Here is an 18,623-nt window from a genome sequence, read left to right on the forward strand (position 1 = left end):
GAGCCACGGCGGCTCAGGCTCTTACGCACTCCGTAGGAGCGAAGCTTGCTCGCGAACACAGGCAACTCGGTCTATCTGACAGACCGAGTTGACGCATTCGCGAGCAAGCTTCGCTCCTACAGGACGCGGGGCCTGAGCCGCCGTTGGCGTTTGTTACGAGGCTGTTTTAATGCCGTTGTCCAACATCCGCATCATCCATCAGGACGCCGCCGTACTGGTGGTCGACAAGCCGACCCTGTTGCTCTCCGTCCCCGGCCGGGCCGATGACAACAAGGACTGCCTGATCACGCGCCTGCAAGAAAACGGCTACCCGGAAGCGCGAATCGTCCATCGGCTGGACTGGGAAACGTCCGGTATCATTCTGTTGGCCCGTGACCCGGACACTCATCGCGAGCTGTCTCGGCAATTTCACGACCGCGAAACCGAAAAAGCCTACACCGCCCTGTGTTGGGGACAACCGGAACTGGACAGTGGCAGCATCGACCTGCCCCTGCGCTACGACCCGCCGACCAAGCCACGCCATGTGGTGGACCACGAATTTGGCAAGCACGCCTTGACCTTCTGGCGTGTGCTGGAGCGTTGTGGCGACTGGTGCCGCGTCGAACTGACGCCGATCACCGGCCGCTCTCACCAGTTGCGCGTGCATATGCTCTCCATCGGCCACCCACTGTTGGGTGACGGGCTCTACGCCCATGAGCAAGCCTTGGCTGCCTGGCCACGACTTTGTTTGCACGCCAGCATGCTCAGCTTCACTCATCCCCAGACGGGCGAACGCCTGCGCTTCGAGTGTCCTGCACCGTTTTAACGGTCAATGAGCAACCTGTGGGAGCGGGCTTGCTCGCGAAGAGGGAGTGCCAATCGACATCTATGTCGACTGATACACCGCTTTCGCGAGCAAGCCCCACACAAGGAGATCTCTGGCAGGCACAGATTCGAGTGCACCCCAGCAGCAGTCCACCGCCAATTCTGTGACCAATACGTTAAACTGGCGCCACTGCTGTCTGGAGTTTCTTATGCGCGAAGAGTTGAACCAAGGCCTGATCGACTTCCTCAAGGCCTCCCCTACCCCGTTCCATGCCACTGCCAGTCTTGTCCAGCGCCTGGAAGCGGCCGGTTTCATGCGCCTCGACGAACGTGAGCCATGGACCACTGAAGCCCATGGTCGTTACTACGTCACCCGTAATGACTCTTCGATCGTCGCGTTCAAAATGGGCCGTCATTCGCCCCTGCATGGCGGCATCCGTCTGGTCGGCGCGCACACCGATAGCCCATGCCTGCGGGTCAAACCCCAGCCGGAACTGCAACGCCAGGGCTTCTGGCAACTGGGTGTCGAAGTCTATGGCGGTGCACTGCTGGCACCGTGGTTCGACCGTGATTTGTCTCTGGCCGGTCGCGTAACCTTCCGCCGCGACGGCAAGGTCGAGAGCCAGTTGATCGACTTCAAGGCACCGATCGCGATCATCCCGAACCTGGCCATTCACCTCAACCGTGAAGCCAATATGGGCTGGGCGATCAATGCCCAGACCGAATTGCCGCCGATCCTCGCGCAATTCGCCGGTGACGAGCGCGTGGACTTCCGCGCCGTGCTCACCGATCAACTGGCCCGCGAACACGGCCTGAACGCTGACGTAGTGCTCGATTACGAGCTGAGCTTCTACGACACCCAAAGCGCAGCGGTCATTGGCCTGCATGGCGATTTCATTGCGGGTGCGCGCCTCGATAACTTGCTGTCGTGCTACGCCGGCCTGCAAGCTTTGCTGACGACCGAAACCGACGAAACCTGCGTACTGGTCTGCAACGATCACGAAGAAGTCGGTTCCTGTTCGGCCTGTGGCGCCGACGGCCCGATGCTTGAGCAAACCCTGCGTCGTCTGTTGCCCGAAGGGGACGAATTCGTACGGACCATTCAGAAATCCCTGCTGGTTTCGGCCGACAACGCCCACGGCATGCACCCGAACTATGCGGACAAGCACGATGCCAACCACGGCCCGAAACTCAACGCCGGCCCGGTGATCAAGGTCAACAGCAACCAGCGCTATGCCACCAACAGCGAAACCGCCGGGTTCTTCCGCCATTTGTGCATGGCCGAAGAAGTGCCGGTGCAGAGCTTCGTGGTACGCAGCGACATGGGCTGCGGCTCGACCATCGGCCCGATCACCGCCAGCCACCTGGGCGTGCGCACTGTGGACATCGGTTTGCCGACGTTCGCCATGCACTCGATCCGTGAGTTGTGCGGCAGCCATGACCTGGCACATCTGGTCAAAGTGCTGAGCGCGTTTTACGCCTGCCGCGAATTGCCGTAGTCCGAGCGAATCGCAATCTGTGGGAGCGGGCTTGCTCGCTCCCACACGGATTGCGCTGCTTCTGACTCACTTCTGACTCACATCACCACCGCTCATCCGAAAGCCGCCTAGACTTGCAGTACCCCTCTCCGACAAGGCTGTCACCATGATCTCGTTGTCTTCGTTCCACGCCATGCTGATCCCGATTCTTTCCGGGATGATCATGCTGGCCATCGGCTTCAACTTTCGCGACAAGAATGCCGGTGTGTTCGCGATATGGGTTGGCATGCTGATGATCCTCGCCACTGTGATCTACAAGATCCTCGCCAAACTCAACGAATAAATCCTCGCGCCTGGCTCGCATTGATTTGACGGGCTCGCCAAGTGATGTGCAGGTGAATGTGTGTCCTACACCACATCCACCCCGACATGAATCGCATCATGGCGCCAGAACTCCAGGTCACAATCGATCAGTCGTTGATGCTGATCGTAATTGACCCGGGCAATCCGCAACCCCGGGCTGCCCACCGACACCCGTAAAGCCGCCGCGGCGTCCACCGACAACGCCGTCGGCACAATCTCGAAGCGCACCCGCCCGTAATGCAAGTCGTAATGCCGTGCATACAGTTCGGTCATCGACTGATTCAGGTCGAAGTCCAGAATCCCCGGGAAAAACTGCGGGTTCAGGTAGTGCTCCACATACAACACCAATCGCCCGTCAATCCGTCGCGAACGGCAGATCTGAATCACGCTCGACAGCGCCGGCAACTGCAACCAGGCACACACCGCCGCCGATGCCGGTTGCAAACGGGCCGAGATCACCTCGGTGGACGGCACTCGCCCCTGCGCACTGACCATCGCGTGAAAGTGGCTGCGCTGCATCAGGTTGTAAGCCAGCCTTGGTGGCGACACAAACCAGCCGCGCCGCTCCTCGCGATAAATCTGGCCCTGGGCCTCCAGCTGCAATAAAGCCTCACGCACGGTGATCCGCGTGGTACCGAACAACTCACTGAGCTTGCGCTCTGCCGGCAACTTGCTCCCCGGCGCCAACAGACCATGGTCGAGCTGTTCTTGCAGAACCTGCCCGATGGCTGTCACCGCTTTGGTGGTCTCGATGCGCATCAACGTTACCTATCTGGACTAGACCAGCACTGATTCAGGGCAGAACCGTGATTCAAATCGGTTCCTTCAACTGCCTGCAAGCCTAGGCACTGCATATGACTGACAGATGACAAAGCCGCCGAACGGTTGCGCCAGACACCTGCAATTTTATGGCCAAGTCCCTTTCATATCAGCTCTTTAGCCATGGTCTACGCTTATCTCGCACCCCGCGTATCCGAGCGCAGAAAATTCAGGCCGACCGGTCGTCGACATCAAAATGTCATCCAACCCGCCTAAATTGGCTCAGGTATTGCTGACCTAGACCAACACAACCGCAATCGCAGCGTTGAAAACGCCCAAAGGAGCTTCGGATGAAACAGTTTTTCCTGGCATCACTGTTAGGCTCGACCATTGCCCTGTGCACCACCGCCATGGCGGCGGATGATCTGAAAACCCTGGAAGCCGCTGCGAAAGCGGAAGGCGCAGTCAACAGCGTCGGCATGCCCGATGACTGGGCCAACTGGAAAGGCACCTGGGAAGACCTGGCCAAGAAATATGGCCTGAAACACATCGACACCGACATGAGCTCGGCCCAGGAAATCGCCAAGTTCGCCGCCGAAAAAGACAACGCCACGGCCGACATCGGCGACGTCGGTGCCGCGTTCGGCCCGATCGCGGTCAAGCAAGGTGTCGTGCAACCTTACAAACCCACCACCTGGGAACAGATTCCGGACTGGGCCAAGGACAAGGACGGTAACTGGGCGCTGGCCTACACCGGCAGCATCGCATTCATCATCAACAAAAAACTGCTGCACGGTTCTGAAGCGCCGACCAAATGGGCCGACCTCAAGACCGGCAAGTACAAAGTCTCTATCGGTGACGTGAGTACTGCAGCCCAGGCGGCCAACGGTGTACTGGCCGCCGCCCTCGCCAACGGTGGTGACGAGAAAAACATTCAGCCAGCCCTGTTGCTGTTCGCTGACATCGCCAAGCAAGGGCGCCTGTCCATGGCCAACCCGACGATCGCCACTATGGAAAAGGGTGAAATCGAAGTCGGCGTGGTCTGGGACTTCAACGGTCTGAGCTACAAGGCCAAGATGGCGAACCCGGATGACTACATCGTGCTGATTCCGTCCGACGGCTCGGTGATTTCCGGTTACACCACCATCATCAACAAATACGCGAAGCACCCGAACGCCGCCAAGCTGACCCGCGAATACATCTTCAGCGATGCCGGCCAAATCAACCTGGCCAAAGGCAACGCCCGTCCGATCCGCGCCGAACACCTGAAGCTGCCGGAAGAGGTCAAGGCCAAACTGCTGCCTAACGAGCAGTACAAAAAGGTCACGCCGATCAAAGATGCCGATGCATGGGAAAAGACCTCCAAGTCGCTGCCGCAGAAGTGGCAGGAAGAAGTCATTATCAATATGCCGTAACACGGTAGATCCCCATTCGGGGATCTGATGGAGATCCAATGTGGGAGCGAGCCTGCTCGCGATGAGGGACTGTCAGCCAACATCAATGTTGAATGTCAGACCGCTATCGCGAGCAGGCTCGCTCCCACAAAGGATTGGTTGCGTACTTGAATCATCTGTTTTTGCGGAGTCCCAGCCCCTATGAAGCACAACGTCATCCTTGTCGTGCTCGACGGCCTCAATTACGAAGTCGCGCGCCACGCCATGGGGCATCTGCAGGCTTACGTTGGCGCAGGACGCGCGGCACTCTACAAGCTGGAGTGCGAACTGCCGGCCCTGTCCCGACCACTTTATGAATGCATCCTGACCGGCGTTACGCCAATCGTCAGCGGTATCGTTCACAACAACGTCTCACGCCTGTCCAACCAGCGCAGCATCTATCACTACGCCACCGACGCCGGCCTGAAAACCGCCGCCGCGGCCTATCACTGGGTCAGCGAGTTGTATAACCGTTCGCCGTTCGTGGCCGCGCGGGATCGGCACACCGACGACCCCGAACTGCCGATCCAGCACGGTCACTTCTACTGGAACGACCACTACCCGGACTCGCACCTGTTCGCCGACGCGGAAAACCTGCGCCTGCGCCATGCGCCGAACTTTCTATTGGTCCACCCCATGAACATCGACGACGCCGGGCACAAGCACGGCCTCGATACCCCGCAGTATCGCAACAGCGCTCGCTCGGCCGACATCATCCTTGCCGATTACCTGCAAGGCTGGCTCGACGCCGGTTACCAGGTGCTGGTGACGGCTGACCACGGCATGAACAACGACCGCTCGCACAACGGCCTGCTGCCCGAAGAACGCGAAGTGCCGCTGTTCGTCCTCGGCGATGCCTTCAGCTTCAATCAAAACGCCGCGCCGAAACAGACCGAAATCTGCGGCACCGTCTGCGAACTGCTGGGCGTGCCCCACGACAAACCTGTGTGCCAGGAGCTGCTCAAGTGAATGCCATGACCCGCGGTAAATGGCTGGCCGCTTTGTGCCTGGTGCCCTTCGCGATTTTCTTCTTCGTGTTCCAGATCGCCCCGCTGCTCTGGGTAATGATCAACAGCCTGGAATCGGAAGAGTTCGGCTGGGGCCTGGCCAACTTCAGCAAAATCTTCAATTCGAAGTTCTATCTGCAGGCGATCCAGTACAGCCTCGAGATCAGTTTCTGGTCCAGTGTGTTCGGCATCATCATCGCCGTACTCGGCGCCTACTCCTTGCGCCGGGTCGACTCGAAACTGCGCAACTTCGTCAATGCCTTCGCCAACATGACCAGCAACTTCGCCGGCGTGCCCCTGGCCTTTGCGTTCATCATTTTGCTGGGCTTCAACGGCACCTTCACCATCATGTTGAAACAGGCGGGGATCATTCAGGACTTCAACCTGTACTCGAAAACCGGTCTGATCATTCTCTACACCTACTTCCAGATTCCCTTGGGCGTGCTGCTGCTCTACCCGGCTTTCGATGCCCTGCGCGAAGACTGGCGTGAGTCCGCCGAGTTGCTCGGTGCCAATGGCTGGCAATTCTGGCGACACATCGGTTTGCCTGTGCTGACCCCGGCGCTGCTGGGCACGTTCGTGATTCTGCTGGCCAACGCCCTCGGCGCGTATGCCACGGTCTACGCCCTGACCACCGGCAACTTCAACGTATTGCCGATCCGCATCGCGGCAATGGTTTCCGGCGACATTTCCCTGGACCCGAACCTGGCCAGCGCCTTGGCCGTGGTGCTGGTGGCGTTGATGACCTTGGTGACTATCGTGCATCAGCTGCTGTTGAAGAGGAGCTACCATGTCTCGCGCTGAACTGGGCCCCGTCGGTGTCTATCACCGCGTCGTGGTGTACTTGTTGTTTGCCATTCTCCTGTTGCCGCTGCTCGGAACGCTGATCTACTCGATCTCCAGCAGTTGGTCCGCGACGATCATGCCCAGCGGTTTTACCTTCAAGTGGTACCTCCAGCTGTGGAGCGATCCGCGCTTTCTCGACGCATTCGGTCAGTCCTTGCTGGTCTGCGTCGGCTCGCTGATTCTGTCGGTGGTGCTGATTCTGCCGCTGCTGTTCGTGGTGCATTACCACTTCCCGAAACTCGACGCATTGATGAACATCCTGATCCTGCTGCCCTTCGCGGTGCCGCCGGTGGTGTCGTCGGTGGGGTTGTTGCAGCTCTATGGCTCGGGGCCGTTCGCGATGGTCGGCACGCCGTGGATTCTGATTGGTTGCTACTTCACCGTGGCGCTGCCGTTCATGTACCGGGCGATCACCAATAACCTGCAAGCGATCAACCTGCACGACCTGATGGACTCCGCGCAACTGCTCGGCGCCAGCACTTGGCAAGCGGCATTCCTGGTGGTGCTGCCGAACCTGCGCAAGGGTTTGATGGTGGCGTTGCTGCTGTCGTTCTCGTTCCTGTTCGGTGAGTTCGTGTTCGCCAACATCCTCGTCGGCACCCGCTACGAAACCCTGCAGGTCTACCTCAACAATATGCGTAACAGCAGCGGCCACTTCACCAGTGCGCTGGTGATCTCCTACTTCTTCTTTGTGCTGGTTCTGACCTGGGCGGCCAATATCTTGAACAAGGACAAAAGCGAATGAGCTATGTCAGCGTCCAACACCTTCAGAAAAATTACTCTGGAACTACCGTATTCAGCGACATCAACTGCGAAATCAAGAAAGGCGAATTCGTCACGCTTCTCGGCCCGTCCGGTTGCGGCAAGTCCACCCTGCTGCGTTGCATCGCCGGCCTGACCTCGGTGGACGGCGGCAAGATCCTGCTGGAAGGTCAGGACCTCGTCCCACTGAGCCCGCAAAAACGCGGGATCGGCATGGTGTTCCAGAGTTATGCGCTGTTCCCGAACATGACCGTGGAGCAGAACGTCGCCTTCGGTTTGCGCATGCAGAAGGTCAACGCGGACGACAGCCACAAGCGCGTCGCCGAAGTGCTGGCACTGGTGGAGCTCAATGACTTCGCCGCCCGTTACCCGCATCAACTGTCCGGTGGCCAGTGCCAGCGTGTCGCCCTGGCTCGCTCGCTGGTGACCCGGCCTCGGTTGCTGTTGCTGGATGAGCCGCTGTCGGCGCTAGACGCGCGGATTCGCAAGCACCTGCGCGAACAGATCCGTCAGATCCAGCGCGAACTCGGTCTGACCACGATCTTCGTCACTCACGATCAGGAAGAAGCCCTGACCATGTCTGACCGAATCTTCCTGATGAATCAAGGAAAGATCGTACAGAGCGGCGATGCCGAAACCCTCTACACCGCGCCAGTCGATGTGTTTGCCGCAGGCTTCATCGGCAACTACAACTTGCTGGATGCCGACAGCGCCAGCAAGCTGTTGCAACGACCGATCACCCATCGCCTCGCCATTCGCCCGGAAGCTATTGAACTGAGCCTGAACGGCGAGCTCGATGCGCAGATTCGCAGCCACAGCCTGTTGGGCAACGTCATTCGCTATCGGGTCGAAGCCCGGGGCGTGGAATTAGTGGTGGATGTGCTGAACCGTTCGGCAGCCGATTTACATCCTGATGGTCAGCGCCTGGCACTTTCCATCGATCCGACGGCCCTGTGTGAGGTAGCCTGATGACCTTGCTGATGTTGAAGAGAGAACTGCACTGATGGCCCTGGCAATTTTTGATCTGGACGAAACCCTGATCCACGGCGACTGCGCCACCCTCTGGAGCGAGCAAATGGGTCGCCTGGGCTGGGTCGATCCCGAGTCGTTCATGCGTCAGAACAACGAACTGATGGACGCTTACAGCCACGGCAAGTTGCGCATGGAGGAGTACATGACCTTCAGTCTGGAACCGATGATCGGTCGCACGCCGCAAGAGGTCGAGCACTTGGTCGCGCCTTGGGTAGAAGACTTCATCGAGCCGATCATCTTCAGCGACGCCACCAAAGCCATCGCCGCCCACCGCAAGGCCGGCGACCGGATCCTGGTGATCTCGGCCTCGGGCACGCATTTGGTCAAGCCAATTGCCGACCGGTTGGGCATCGACGAGATTCTTGGCATCGAGCTGGAAGTGGCCCACGGGGTGTATAGCGGTAATACCGTTGGCACGTTGACCTACCGCGAAGGCAAGATCACCCGGTTGCTGGAATGGCTGGATGCCGAAGAGGAAAATCTGGAAGGTGCAAGTTTCTATTCCGACTCACGCAACGATTTGCCGCTGCTGCTGAAAGTGGACTTTCCGCATGTGGTGAATCCGGATCCGGTGCTGCTCGAACACGCCGAAAAGGCCGGTTGGCCAATCCATATCTGGAAGTAACCCCGCCCCACTGCTCATTCCCACGCTCCGCGTGGGAATGCAGCCCGGGACGCTCCGCGTCCCAGAAGCGGACGCAGAGCGTCCATTGAGGCGTTCCCACGCGGAGCGTGGGAGCGATCATCCCTAAACCAGGCTTTCGTCAATCATCAACACCAGTTTGCCCGACACCTTATTGGTCGCCAGTTCCGCAAATGCCGCTTCGGCATCCTTGATTGCAAATGTCCTGGCCAGTTGCGGGTTCAAACGCCCTTCGGCAAACAGCGGCCAGACATGCTGGCCGAGATCGCTGAACAAATCGGCTTTGAACTGCTCATCGCGGTTGCGCAAGGTTGAACCCAGCAGTTGCACACGTTTGGCCAGTACCTGCGCCAGATCCAGCTGCGCCTCGCGACCGCCCATCAAACCGATCAGCACCCAACGACCATCGCGAGCCAGCAGCTTGAGGTTCAACGCCGCGTAGTTGCCACCCACCGGGTCGAGGATCACGTCGAACGGCGCAAGATCATTCAAGCTGTCCAGATCGCCGTTGCGCACCACTCCACCCTGTGCGCCCAACGCTTCACAGTAGGCCAGACGCTCGGCGGAACCGACGCTGACCCAGCACGGGTTACCAAACGCCTTGCACAGCTGAATGGCAGCTGAACCGATTCCACTGGCCCCGGCGTGCAGGAGAACTTTCTCACCCGGTTTGAGCGCAGCCAGTTGAAACAAATTCAGCCAAACGGTTGCATACACTTCCGGCAACGCGGCCGCCTCGGCCAGGGACAAACCTTCGGGAACCGGCAACACATGCCGTCCGTCGACAACTACCTCTTCGGCCATCCCACCCCCGGCCAGCAAGGCGCAAACCCGATCACCGACCTGCCAGGAAGAGCCCGGACCGACCTCGCTGATCACCCCGGAACACTCAAGACCCAGTACTTGACTGGCTCCCGGCGGTGGCGGATAAAGTCCTGCTTTCTGTAACAAATCGGCGCGATTGAGTCCTGCTGCCGCCACCCGGATGCGAACTTGTCCTACATCGCACGTAGGACTCGGCTCTTCAACCCACTCCACTCGCCCCTCAACGCCTTGCAATGCTTTCACAGTGCCTCCATAGTGAGTCTGGACTGAGCCCGAAGCTGTAGCGCCGGGCTTTTTGCATTATGCGACCGGTCCTTGTGGATCCGGCGACTTCAAAGACGGCCTAATATGCGTTATCAATTGTCCCCGCGTCGAATCAGCATGAAGCATCTGCTCCCCAGCACCGCCCTCGCTCTTGTCATTGGTCTCGGTCTTTTACCGATGTCGAGCAATTCGTTCGCAGCCAACAGCTGGGACAAGCTTCAGCCCGATCGTGACGAAGTAATCGCCAGTCTGAACGTCGTCGAATTGCTCAAGCGTCACCATTACAGCAAACCACCGCTCGACGATGCACGCTCCGCGATCATCTACGACAGCTATATCAAGCTGCTGGATCCCTCGCGCAGCTACTTCATGGCCAGCGATATTGCCGAATTCGACAAATGGAAAACCCAGTTTGACGACTTCCTCAAAAGCGGCGACCTGAACGCCGGGTTCACCATCTACAAGCGCTACCTGGACCGCGTCAAGGCGCGTCTGGACTTTGCCCTTGCCGAGCTGAACAAGGGCGTCGACAAGATCGACTTCACTGCCAAGGAAACCTTGCTGGTCGATCGCAAGGATGCCCCTTGGCTCAAGACCACTGCCGAGCTGGACGACCTGTGGCGCAAACGCGTCAAGGACGAAGTGCTGCGGATGAAGATCTCCGGCAAAGAGTCGAAGCAGATTCAGGAAACCCTGACCAAGCGTTACAAGAATCAGCTGTCGCGTCTGGACCAGACCCGTGCGGAAGACATCTTCCAGGCGTATATCAACACCTTCGCCATGTCCTACGACCCGCACACCAACTATCTGTCGCCGGATAACGCGGAAAACTTCGACATCAACATGAGCCTGTCCCTGGAGGGCATCGGCGCCGTGTTGCAGAGCGATAACGATCAAGTGAAAGTCGTGCGCCTGGTGCCTGCCGGCCCGGCCGACAAGACCAAGCAGGTTGCACCGGCCGACAAGATCATCGGCGTGGCCCAGGGCAACAAAGAGATGGTCGACGTGGTCGGCTGGCGCCTGGACGAAGTGGTCAAACTGATTCGTGGCCCCAAAGGCACCGTGGTGCGCCTGGAAGTGATTCCGGCCAGCAACGCGCCGAACGACCAGACCACCAAGATCGTGCCGATTACCCGCGAAGCGGTGAAGCTCGAAGATCAGGCGGTGAAGAAGTCAGTTCTCAACCTCAAGCAGGATGGCAAGGACTACAAACTCGGCGTCATCGAGATCCCGGCCTTCTACCTGGACTTCAAGGCCTTCCGTGCTGGCGATCCGGACTACAAGAGCACCACCCGCGACGTCAAGAAGCTGCTGACCGAGCTGCAGAAAGACAAGGTCGACGGCGTGGTCATCGACCTGCGCAACAACGGCGGCGGTTCCTTGCAGGAAGCCACCGAGCTGACCAGTCTGTTCATCGACAAAGGTCCGACCGTACTGGTGCGTAACGCCGATGGCCGGGTCGATGTGCTGGAAGATGAAAACCCGGGCGCATTCTACAAAGGCCCGATGGCGTTGCTGGTCAACCGCTTGTCCGCCTCGGCTTCGGAGATTTTCGCCGGTGCCATGCAGGACTACCACCGCGCGCTGATCATCGGCGGCCAGACCTTCGGCAAAGGCACCGTGCAGACCATTCAGCCGCTGAACCATGGCGAACTGAAACTGACCCTGGCCAAGTTCTACCGGGTTTCCGGCCAGAGCACCCAGCATCAGGGCGTGCTGCCGGACATCGACTACCCGTCGATCATCGATACCAAGGAAATCGGTGAAAGCGCCCTGCCGGAAGCCATGCCATGGGACACCATTCGTGCGGCCATCAAGCCTGCGCTTGACCCGTTCAAACCGTACATTACACAGCTCAAGTCCGAGCATGACGTACGCACGGCCAAGGACGCGGAGTTCGTGTTCATTCGCGACAAACTGGCCCTGGCGCAGAAGTTGATGAGCGAAAAAACCGTCAGCCTCAATGAAGCCGACCGTCGCGCACAACATGCCGACATCGAAGCCAAGCAGCTTGTCATGGAAAACATCCGTCGCAAGGCCAAGGGCGAAGAGCCGCTCAAAGAGTTGAAGAAAGAAGACGAAGATGCCATCGCGGCCGAACAGGACAAGACCAAGCCAGAAGACGATGCTTATCTGAGCGAGACGGGGCGGATTCTGCTGGATTACTTGAAACTCAACACCGCGGTTGCCAAGCACTAAGTGGTTACAATCAGAATGATGGCAATTTAATGCTGACGCTCTCCGGAGCGTCATCAAACAGACATCATTCTGTCGTGAAATAAAGGACTGGGTGCACCTTGCACCCGGTCCTTTTTTTATCGCCAGAGAATGCCATGACCACAACCGAACAGCTGAGTGCCTTGAGCTCAATATTGACTCAAAGCGGTTTGCACAGCCTGTTCCAGCCGATCATTTCCCTCTCTGAACGACGTATCGTTGGCTACGAAGCCCTCAGCCGCGGCCCCTCCAACAGTCCGCTGCACTCCCCTGTTGCCCTGTTCGCGGTAGCTCGCCAGGCCGGTCGCCTCAACGAACTGGAGATCGCTTGCCGTCAAAGTGCTTGCCGACGCTTCAATGAACAGCAACTGCCCGGCAAACTCTTCCTCAACGTATCCCCGGAATCCCTGCTCGAAGCCGCCCACCAACCCGGACGCACTTTGCAACTGTTGCAGGATTTCGGCATCCCACCGAGCCAGGTGGTCATTGAACTCACCGAACAGACCCCGACCGACGATTTCCAGTTGCTGCAAAACGCCCTGCATCACTATCGGGCAATGGGCTTTTCCATTGCACTGGATGATCTGGGTGCCGGTTATTCGAGCTTGCGCCTCTGGTCTGAATTGCGCCCGGATTACGTCAAGATCGATCGGCATTTTATCGATGGCATTCACCAGGACGCGCTCAAGCGTGAGTTCGTCGGTTCGATCCTGCAGATCGCCAAGGCTTCGCGAGCAAAAGTGATCGCCGAAGGCATCGAATTGCCGGAAGAACTGGCGGTGTTGACCGAAATGGGCGTCGATCTGCTGCAAGGTTATCTGCTCTGCCGGCCCCAGGAGCATCCGCCCCGCGATGCCCGAACTTTCATACCCAAACCAAACAGCGTCGCCGCAATACTGAACGAAGAAGTCAGCGACCTCAGCGCCCTGCTCAACGACCAACCGGCGGTGACCAGCGACACCCCGACCGCCACCGTGCTGGAAGCCTTCCGCAGCCAGGCCAACCTGAACTCCCTGGCGGTGCTCGACAAACAGGGCCAGCCCTGTGGCATCGTCCACCGCCATTCGCTCTCGGACGCCTTGCTCAAGCCCTTTGCCACTGACCTGTTTGCCCGCAAGCCGATCAGTCGCTTGATGAGCGACGACTTCCTCGCTGTGGAGTTGAGCCAGTCGCTGCAACAGGTCAGCCGCTTGATCACCAGCCGCGCCCGCCAGCGCATCGAAGAAGACTTCATCATCACCCTCAACGGCAGCTATTTGGGGCTGGGCCGAGTGATCGACGTGCTCAAGCTGATTACCGAACTGAAAATCCAGCAAGCCCGCTACGCCAACCCGCTGACCCTGCTGCCGGGCAACGTACCGATCCAGCAATGCCTGACACGGCTGCTGCAACAGAAACGGGAATCGGTGATCTGCTACGTCGACATCGACAGCTTCAAACCCTTCAACGACATCTACGGCTACGGTCGCGGGGATGAAGTCCTACTGTGTCTGGCGCAATGCCTGAACGACCGCATCGACCCATCCCGCGATTTCGTCGGCCATATCGGCGGCGACGACTTCCTGCTGGTGCTCGGCCCGGAAGACTGGCGCAAACGCCTGAACCAATTGCTGGACGACTTCCACAGTCAATGCCGACGCTTTTACCGCAGCGAACACCTGGAAGCCGGCTGCTTCATCGCGCCGAATCGCCAAGGCATACGGCAGGAGTTTGCGCTGCTGTCACTGTCCATCGGCGTGGTGCATTTGCATCCACAGGCCTGTGCAAAGCTCGATGCAAGCCAATTGGCGGAAATGGCATCACAGGCCAAGCATCACGCGAAGAATGTGCCGGGGTATAGCGTGCATGTGATTGATAGCCTGGCGGTGTCCGGACCTGAAGAAGAACTGCTCATTGGGCATCGCTGATTGATCTGACGCCTTCGCGGGCAAGCCTCGCTCCTACAAGTTTTGTGTCGTTCGCATATCTACAAACGACACAAAACCCGTAGGAGCGAGGCTTGCCCGCGAAGAGACCCGCTCAGGCACCACAAATTTCCAGGACTAATCCGTCACTAGACATCGCCCAAAGGCCGCGCCCGCAACCGCCGCCCAATTACATCCAGCACATCACACCCATCGCGTAGTGGAATGGCGCAGAGCAAGGCAAAGTCGCTGAGTATCGTCGAATCACACTCGACTGAGCCGCGCATGGACAGGTTCTCAAGCACTTGGGTGACGGCACGAATTCGATAGCCGGCAGCGTCATACAAAACATCGAGCGGCGCATGGGTATCGACGAACAGGGTAGGCATGTCACTGCAATTGCTGGTGAGCGCCATGAAGCGGTTTTTGGGATGGGGAATTGGTTTTTCGTAGGGTGGATCAGGGGTAATTGCTGTCATTGTTTGATTCCTAACGTATGGATTGGAGCCGCCAGAAATCACTTCCACGCAATAGGTGGCGGCTGTACGCAGGTGTGGAAGACCAGGACGTTAGGCACCCGGCGCACTCGAAAGCGCCCCGCGCACAGCCACCATAAAACACAGACGATAAAAAACGCCGAACTGGTGGCGCTTGATGCGCCTAACGATAGAAGGGCTTCCACACCCTGTCACTGAATTTGCAGTGACAGGCCAAGACTATCGATGAAGCGCATCGCGCACCAGTTCATGAAAACCGCTACAACTTGAAGGAAATCTCCGATGGACCTACACGGAAATAAACGCGCGAGACTTTGCGGGGGATCAATCAGGAAAGAAGTCGGGAAAGGATGATGTTGCTGTAGGGCGATTCGCTAATGGGCGCTCCATCATCAACGGATAGGCAGAAACGTAAATGTGGCGAGAGGTTGCCCTCACGCCACGTTCATTTGTCAGATACGCAATTGTTTAATCTGCATTTGTGTCGTTCGCAATATTCACAAACAACCACAAAAAATCTGTGGGAGCGCGGCTTGCCCGCGAAAAGCCCCCCTCAGGCACCGCAAATTTCCAGGACTAATCCATCACTAGGCACCGCCCGAAGCCCGCGCCCGCAACCGCCGCCCAATTACATCCAGCACATCGCAGCCATCGCGCAGTGGAATGGCACAGAGCAAAGCGAAGTCGCTGAGAATGAAGGACTCACACTCAACCGACCCACGCATCGACATGTTTTCGAGCACTTGGGTTACAGCGCGAATTCGATAGCTGGCGGCCTCGGTCAAAACATCGAGCGGCACATGGGTATCGACGAACAGGGTAGGCATGTCACTGCAATTGCTGGTGAGCGCCATAAAGCGGTTTTTGGGGTGGGGGATTGGTTTTTCATAGGGTGGATCGGGATGAAGTGTTGGCATTTGAGACCTTCCGATGAAAATGGGAACTGCCAAAAGCCTTCCTACAGGCTTGGGTGGCAGCTATACGCGGGGTAGGAATACCGAGCATCGGAAACTCGACCACGCCGAAGCGTGCCCGCGCACAGCCGCCGCAACAGATCTTACGGACGCCCATTGATGGCCGCAAATCAGGTTTCGACGCTTACGCATTTCCGATGCTGATGAAGGGTTCCTACACCCCACCACTGAATTTTCAGTGACCACCAAAGGCTATCGGGTGAATTCATTTCGCACCAGTTCATGAAAACCGCTACGGCTTGAAGGAAACTTCCGATGACCTTGTCCAGAAATTTCTCACCCCATCAGAAGGCAACATCAATTCGCTCCACCGTAACCTTCATGGAAATTCGTAGTCAGCCCCTTGATCTGGGAAATCAAAAAAGGATCGGAAAACACTTCCATCCAAACAACCGTAAAGAACGTATGAAAATCTATCCCCTATCATTTCAACTGCCGTACTTCCCCCTTGTGCCACGTGAATGAAATCTCGATCTGGAAGGACCGAGCACGCTCATTAATTGTGACCCTGCACTCAAGTAATTTTCTTAGCCATATAACCACTAGCCACTATCGTCAAAACAACACTATTGTCACGAGCAGAGGTAAAACAGTAACTAGCCCCGACTTCCGAGACATCAATCAAAATTAGCTCCTGTGACAGGGACGTAGCACTTTCCAGCAACATCTCTGAAACCTCTCCCCCCACCGCTCCAAGAGACTTAACCCCTAAAACGTTTTCAAAGGTAATATTCCAAAGCTCCTCCTGCCAATCTAGGAACTCTATGCACAAACTGTCGCGTTCGCATGTTATCTTTTCAAGAGTGCCGTCTAAAACCGGAAACTCTGTCATCTTGAAGTACCTGAATGTTTCTCACCGGCAGCGAAGCCGGCTCTGCGCCTTAATTGATCCGATAAAGGGAACGGATTTATTTTCTCCACCCGCTCCCTTATTACATCACACATTCAATCTGTATCTTCTAAAAAACATAAACCCCAAAATCTTCACCATCGAGCCTTATTTTTGAAGTACAACCTCGACATAGAACCATACACCCTTTCAACCTTCCCAAGCTTAATATACTCATCAAAATCGGCCTCTAATACGCTTTGATTTTTATACTTAGGATGTAAACCAGGAACCTCACTTGCATACATGTAAAGTCTCCACACATCAAACCCATCAACCCTTTCATCGGGTCCATAATCAAAGTCAATGCAAACCTCCGGAAATTTCACCCTACAACCGACACCATGCAATTCATAACTAATACTAGCTGTAATTCTACCTCGCTGTGGAATCTCATTTGCTCGCCAAAGTCTAAGAATACACCTTCTACCAAATTTCTCCTCAAGCAAGCTTGTAGCTCTGTCAACCTGAATCAAAAAATCGTCAATTAAACACTCTAGATCTTTATTCTTCATCTTCTCGGCCTCATCAATCTGTCATGCCCTACGCTATCAGCGGACTCCACCACCTCATTCAAGGTATTAAAAGCGCTGTGATGACCAACGAGGTCCTTTATCAATTCAATGGTAACTTTTGTATGAGTTCGTCTGGCCGCAGAAGCTCTATGATGCCCATCGACTATATAGCGACTTCCGTTATGCTCCACAACATCAATCGGCCAATCATCGTCATACCCACTTTTTTGCATTTTGCTGGCAATTGTTTCTACTTGTTTTGTGGAAGCTTTACCTTCTATCGCATGGGTTCTTTTTAGACTGTTTGGATCAACATCACGGATCACAGAAGGCAGACGAGGCTCACCTTCGTCAATTTCCGCCTTGCCGGTCGGATCCTGCTCTCCAAACGACAGTTTTTTACACCCATCACCCCCGGGGCAGGTACTAAACCCCAACGGATCAACCCACCCCGTCGGATTCGGCGTGTACTGGTACTGGTTCAGCCCGCCCGCCAACTTGATCGGGTCCGGCGTCAGATACCGACCCACCTCCGGATCATAGTACCGATGCCGGTTGTAGTGCAGACCGCTCTCGGCATCGAAGTACTGCCCCTGAAAACGAAGCGGTTGCTCGAGCTGCTCGCCCCCACCAAACGTCAGACGCGTGACCTTGCCGTAGGCGTTGTACTTCGCCGACCAGACGATTTCGCCACCAAAATCGGTCAGTTCCTGCGGCGTACCGAGGTGATCGAGTTGGTAGTAGAACGGGCAGGCCTTTTTCGGGCCTTTGCCGTCGAGTAGGGCCAGCGGCCGGAAGCTGCCGGGCTCGTAGACGTAGCTGTGGTAATGCTCACGGCTGCTTTCAGCGACGAGCTGATCGCCCTGCCAGAAGAACTCGGTAGTCTTCCCGCCGACGGTTTTCTTGATACGGCGGCCGAAAGCGTCGTAACGGTAACTTGAAAAACGACCGTCCGGCGTCGTGACGCCGACCAAGCGATGCTGACCGTCGTAGCGATACTCGGTGACGAGTTTCTGCCCGGTGCCGCGACGTTCGCGGATCAGATTGCCGAAGGCGTCGTAGTCGTAATGCCGGTCGCCTTGCATCAGCAGGCGATTGCCCTTGATGGTCGCCGCGCCCGGGCGGTCCTGCATCAGCAGGTTGCCCGCCGGATCATGAGCAAAACTTTCCCGCGGCTGGTCGCGGGAGTGGCGCACACGGGTCAGGCGGTTGAGCGGGTCGTACTGGTAATTGCGCTGGCCATGAAGGGTATCGGCGATGTGGTCGAGATTGCCGTTGAGGCTATAGGCATAGTCGCGGCGGTACAGGTTTTTTTGCTGTTGGCTGACGGCGTGGGCCTTCAGTCGGCCCTGGTCGTCGTAGGCATATTCGCTGAGCAGCAGGCCTTGTTGGCGGTTTTGTTCGCGACCGG

The 18,623-nt window shown here is 57.2% G+C and carries 18 protein-coding genes; 11 read left to right on the forward strand and 7 right to left on the reverse strand.

Annotation, left to right across the window (positions count from 1 at the left end; genetic code table 11):
- Positions 1-169 precede the first annotated feature (169 nt).
- From IB250_RS28350 to IB250_RS28360, 3 genes are all read left to right on the forward strand, one after another.
- Positions 170-805 carry an RluA family pseudouridine synthase gene (locus tag IB250_RS28350; RefSeq protein WP_030131660.1) on the forward strand — a complete coding sequence of 212 codons (636 nt, stop codon included), beginning with the start codon at positions 170-172 and terminating at the stop codon, positions 803-805.
- 208 nt (positions 806-1,013) lie between these two features.
- Positions 1,014-2,303: a M18 family aminopeptidase gene (locus IB250_RS28355; RefSeq protein WP_123496236.1), complete on the forward strand. Its 1,290-nt coding sequence runs from the start codon at positions 1,014-1,016 to the stop codon at positions 2,301-2,303.
- Between the two features lie 145 nt (positions 2,304-2,448).
- A complete protein-coding gene (locus IB250_RS28360; RefSeq protein WP_192346989.1) occupies positions 2,449-2,625 on the forward strand; it encodes a hypothetical protein in 177 nt (58 codons plus the stop codon).
- 65 nt (positions 2,626-2,690) lie between these two features.
- On the opposite strand, the gene IB250_RS28365 is transcribed toward IB250_RS28360, so the two are convergent.
- Positions 2,691-3,404 (reverse strand): UTRA domain-containing protein, encoded by a 714-nt coding sequence (locus IB250_RS28365; protein WP_123360108.1) that lies wholly within the window; start codon positions 3,402-3,404, stop codon positions 2,691-2,693.
- A 350-nt stretch (positions 3,405-3,754) separates the two neighbouring features.
- Between IB250_RS28365 and IB250_RS28370 the strand changes: the two genes are divergently transcribed.
- The 6 genes from IB250_RS28370 (at position 3,755) to IB250_RS28395 (ending at position 9,109) form a co-directional block, all read left to right on the forward strand.
- On the forward strand, positions 3,755-4,819 hold the full coding sequence (locus tag IB250_RS28370; RefSeq protein ID WP_192346991.1) for an ABC transporter substrate-binding protein: 1,065 nt from the start codon (positions 3,755-3,757) through the stop codon (positions 4,817-4,819).
- Between the two features lie 180 nt (positions 4,820-4,999).
- Entirely contained in the window at positions 5,000-5,806 is an 807-nt protein-coding gene (locus tag IB250_RS28375) for an alkaline phosphatase family protein (protein ID WP_192346993.1), read from the forward strand.
- Positions 5,807-5,811: 5 nt separating this feature from the next.
- Positions 5,812-6,648 (forward strand): ABC transporter permease, encoded by an 837-nt coding sequence (locus IB250_RS28380; RefSeq protein ID WP_192347014.1) that lies wholly within the window; start codon positions 5,812-5,814, stop codon positions 6,646-6,648.
- A complete protein-coding gene (locus tag IB250_RS28385; protein ID WP_192346994.1) occupies positions 6,635-7,435 on the forward strand; it encodes an ABC transporter permease in 801 nt (266 codons plus the stop codon). The genes IB250_RS28380 and IB250_RS28385 overlap by 14 nt, the downstream gene beginning before the upstream one ends.
- Entirely contained in the window at positions 7,432-8,421 is a 990-nt protein-coding gene (locus IB250_RS28390) for an ABC transporter ATP-binding protein (protein ID WP_007898867.1), read from the forward strand. The genes IB250_RS28385 and IB250_RS28390 overlap by 4 nt, the downstream gene beginning before the upstream one ends.
- A gap of 34 nt (positions 8,422-8,455) precedes the next feature.
- Positions 8,456-9,109 carry an HAD family hydrolase gene (locus IB250_RS28395; protein ID WP_192346996.1) on the forward strand — a complete coding sequence of 218 codons (654 nt, stop codon included), beginning with the start codon at positions 8,456-8,458 and terminating at the stop codon, positions 9,107-9,109.
- A 123-nt stretch (positions 9,110-9,232) separates the two neighbouring features.
- Here IB250_RS28395 and IB250_RS28400 read toward each other — a convergent pair whose 3' ends face one another.
- Complete coding sequence (locus tag IB250_RS28400) at positions 9,233-10,195, reverse strand: zinc-binding dehydrogenase (protein ID WP_192346998.1); 963 nt, start codon at positions 10,193-10,195, stop codon at positions 9,233-9,235.
- Between the two features lie 138 nt (positions 10,196-10,333).
- Between IB250_RS28400 and IB250_RS28405 the strand changes: the two genes are divergently transcribed.
- Both IB250_RS28405 and IB250_RS28410 read left to right on the forward strand, forming a co-directional pair.
- Positions 10,334-12,415 (forward strand): carboxy terminal-processing peptidase, encoded by a 2,082-nt coding sequence (locus IB250_RS28405; protein ID WP_192347000.1) that lies wholly within the window; start codon positions 10,334-10,336, stop codon positions 12,413-12,415.
- A gap of 134 nt (positions 12,416-12,549) precedes the next feature.
- Positions 12,550-14,340, forward strand: coding sequence for a bifunctional diguanylate cyclase/phosphodiesterase (locus IB250_RS28410; protein WP_192347002.1), 1,791 nt, complete (start codon positions 12,550-12,552; stop codon positions 14,338-14,340).
- A gap of 146 nt (positions 14,341-14,486) precedes the next feature.
- On the opposite strand, the gene IB250_RS28415 is transcribed toward IB250_RS28410, so the two are convergent.
- From IB250_RS28415 to IB250_RS28435, 5 genes are all read right to left on the reverse strand, one after another.
- Positions 14,487-14,816, reverse strand: coding sequence for a hypothetical protein (locus tag IB250_RS28415; protein ID WP_192347004.1), 330 nt, complete (start codon positions 14,814-14,816; stop codon positions 14,487-14,489).
- Between the two features lie 605 nt (positions 14,817-15,421).
- Positions 15,422-15,751: a hypothetical protein gene (locus IB250_RS28420; protein ID WP_192347016.1), complete on the reverse strand. Its 330-nt coding sequence runs from the start codon at positions 15,749-15,751 to the stop codon at positions 15,422-15,424.
- A gap of 571 nt (positions 15,752-16,322) precedes the next feature.
- On the reverse strand, positions 16,323-16,640 hold the full coding sequence (locus tag IB250_RS28425) for a hypothetical protein (protein ID WP_192347007.1): 318 nt from the start codon (positions 16,638-16,640) through the stop codon (positions 16,323-16,325).
- A 152-nt stretch (positions 16,641-16,792) separates the two neighbouring features.
- Positions 16,793-17,212 (reverse strand): DUF6896 domain-containing protein, encoded by a 420-nt coding sequence (locus tag IB250_RS28430; RefSeq protein WP_192347009.1) that lies wholly within the window; start codon positions 17,210-17,212, stop codon positions 16,793-16,795.
- Positions 17,209-18,623, reverse strand: a 1,415-nt coding sequence (locus tag IB250_RS28435; RefSeq protein ID WP_192347010.1) for an RHS repeat-associated core domain-containing protein, incomplete at its 5' end; no start/stop codon positions are given. The genes IB250_RS28430 and IB250_RS28435, both read right to left, overlap by 4 nt.

This window comes from Pseudomonas sp. PDM09 (assembly GCF_014852305.1).
Lineage (GTDB): Bacteria > Pseudomonadota > Gammaproteobacteria > Pseudomonadales > Pseudomonadaceae > Aquipseudomonas.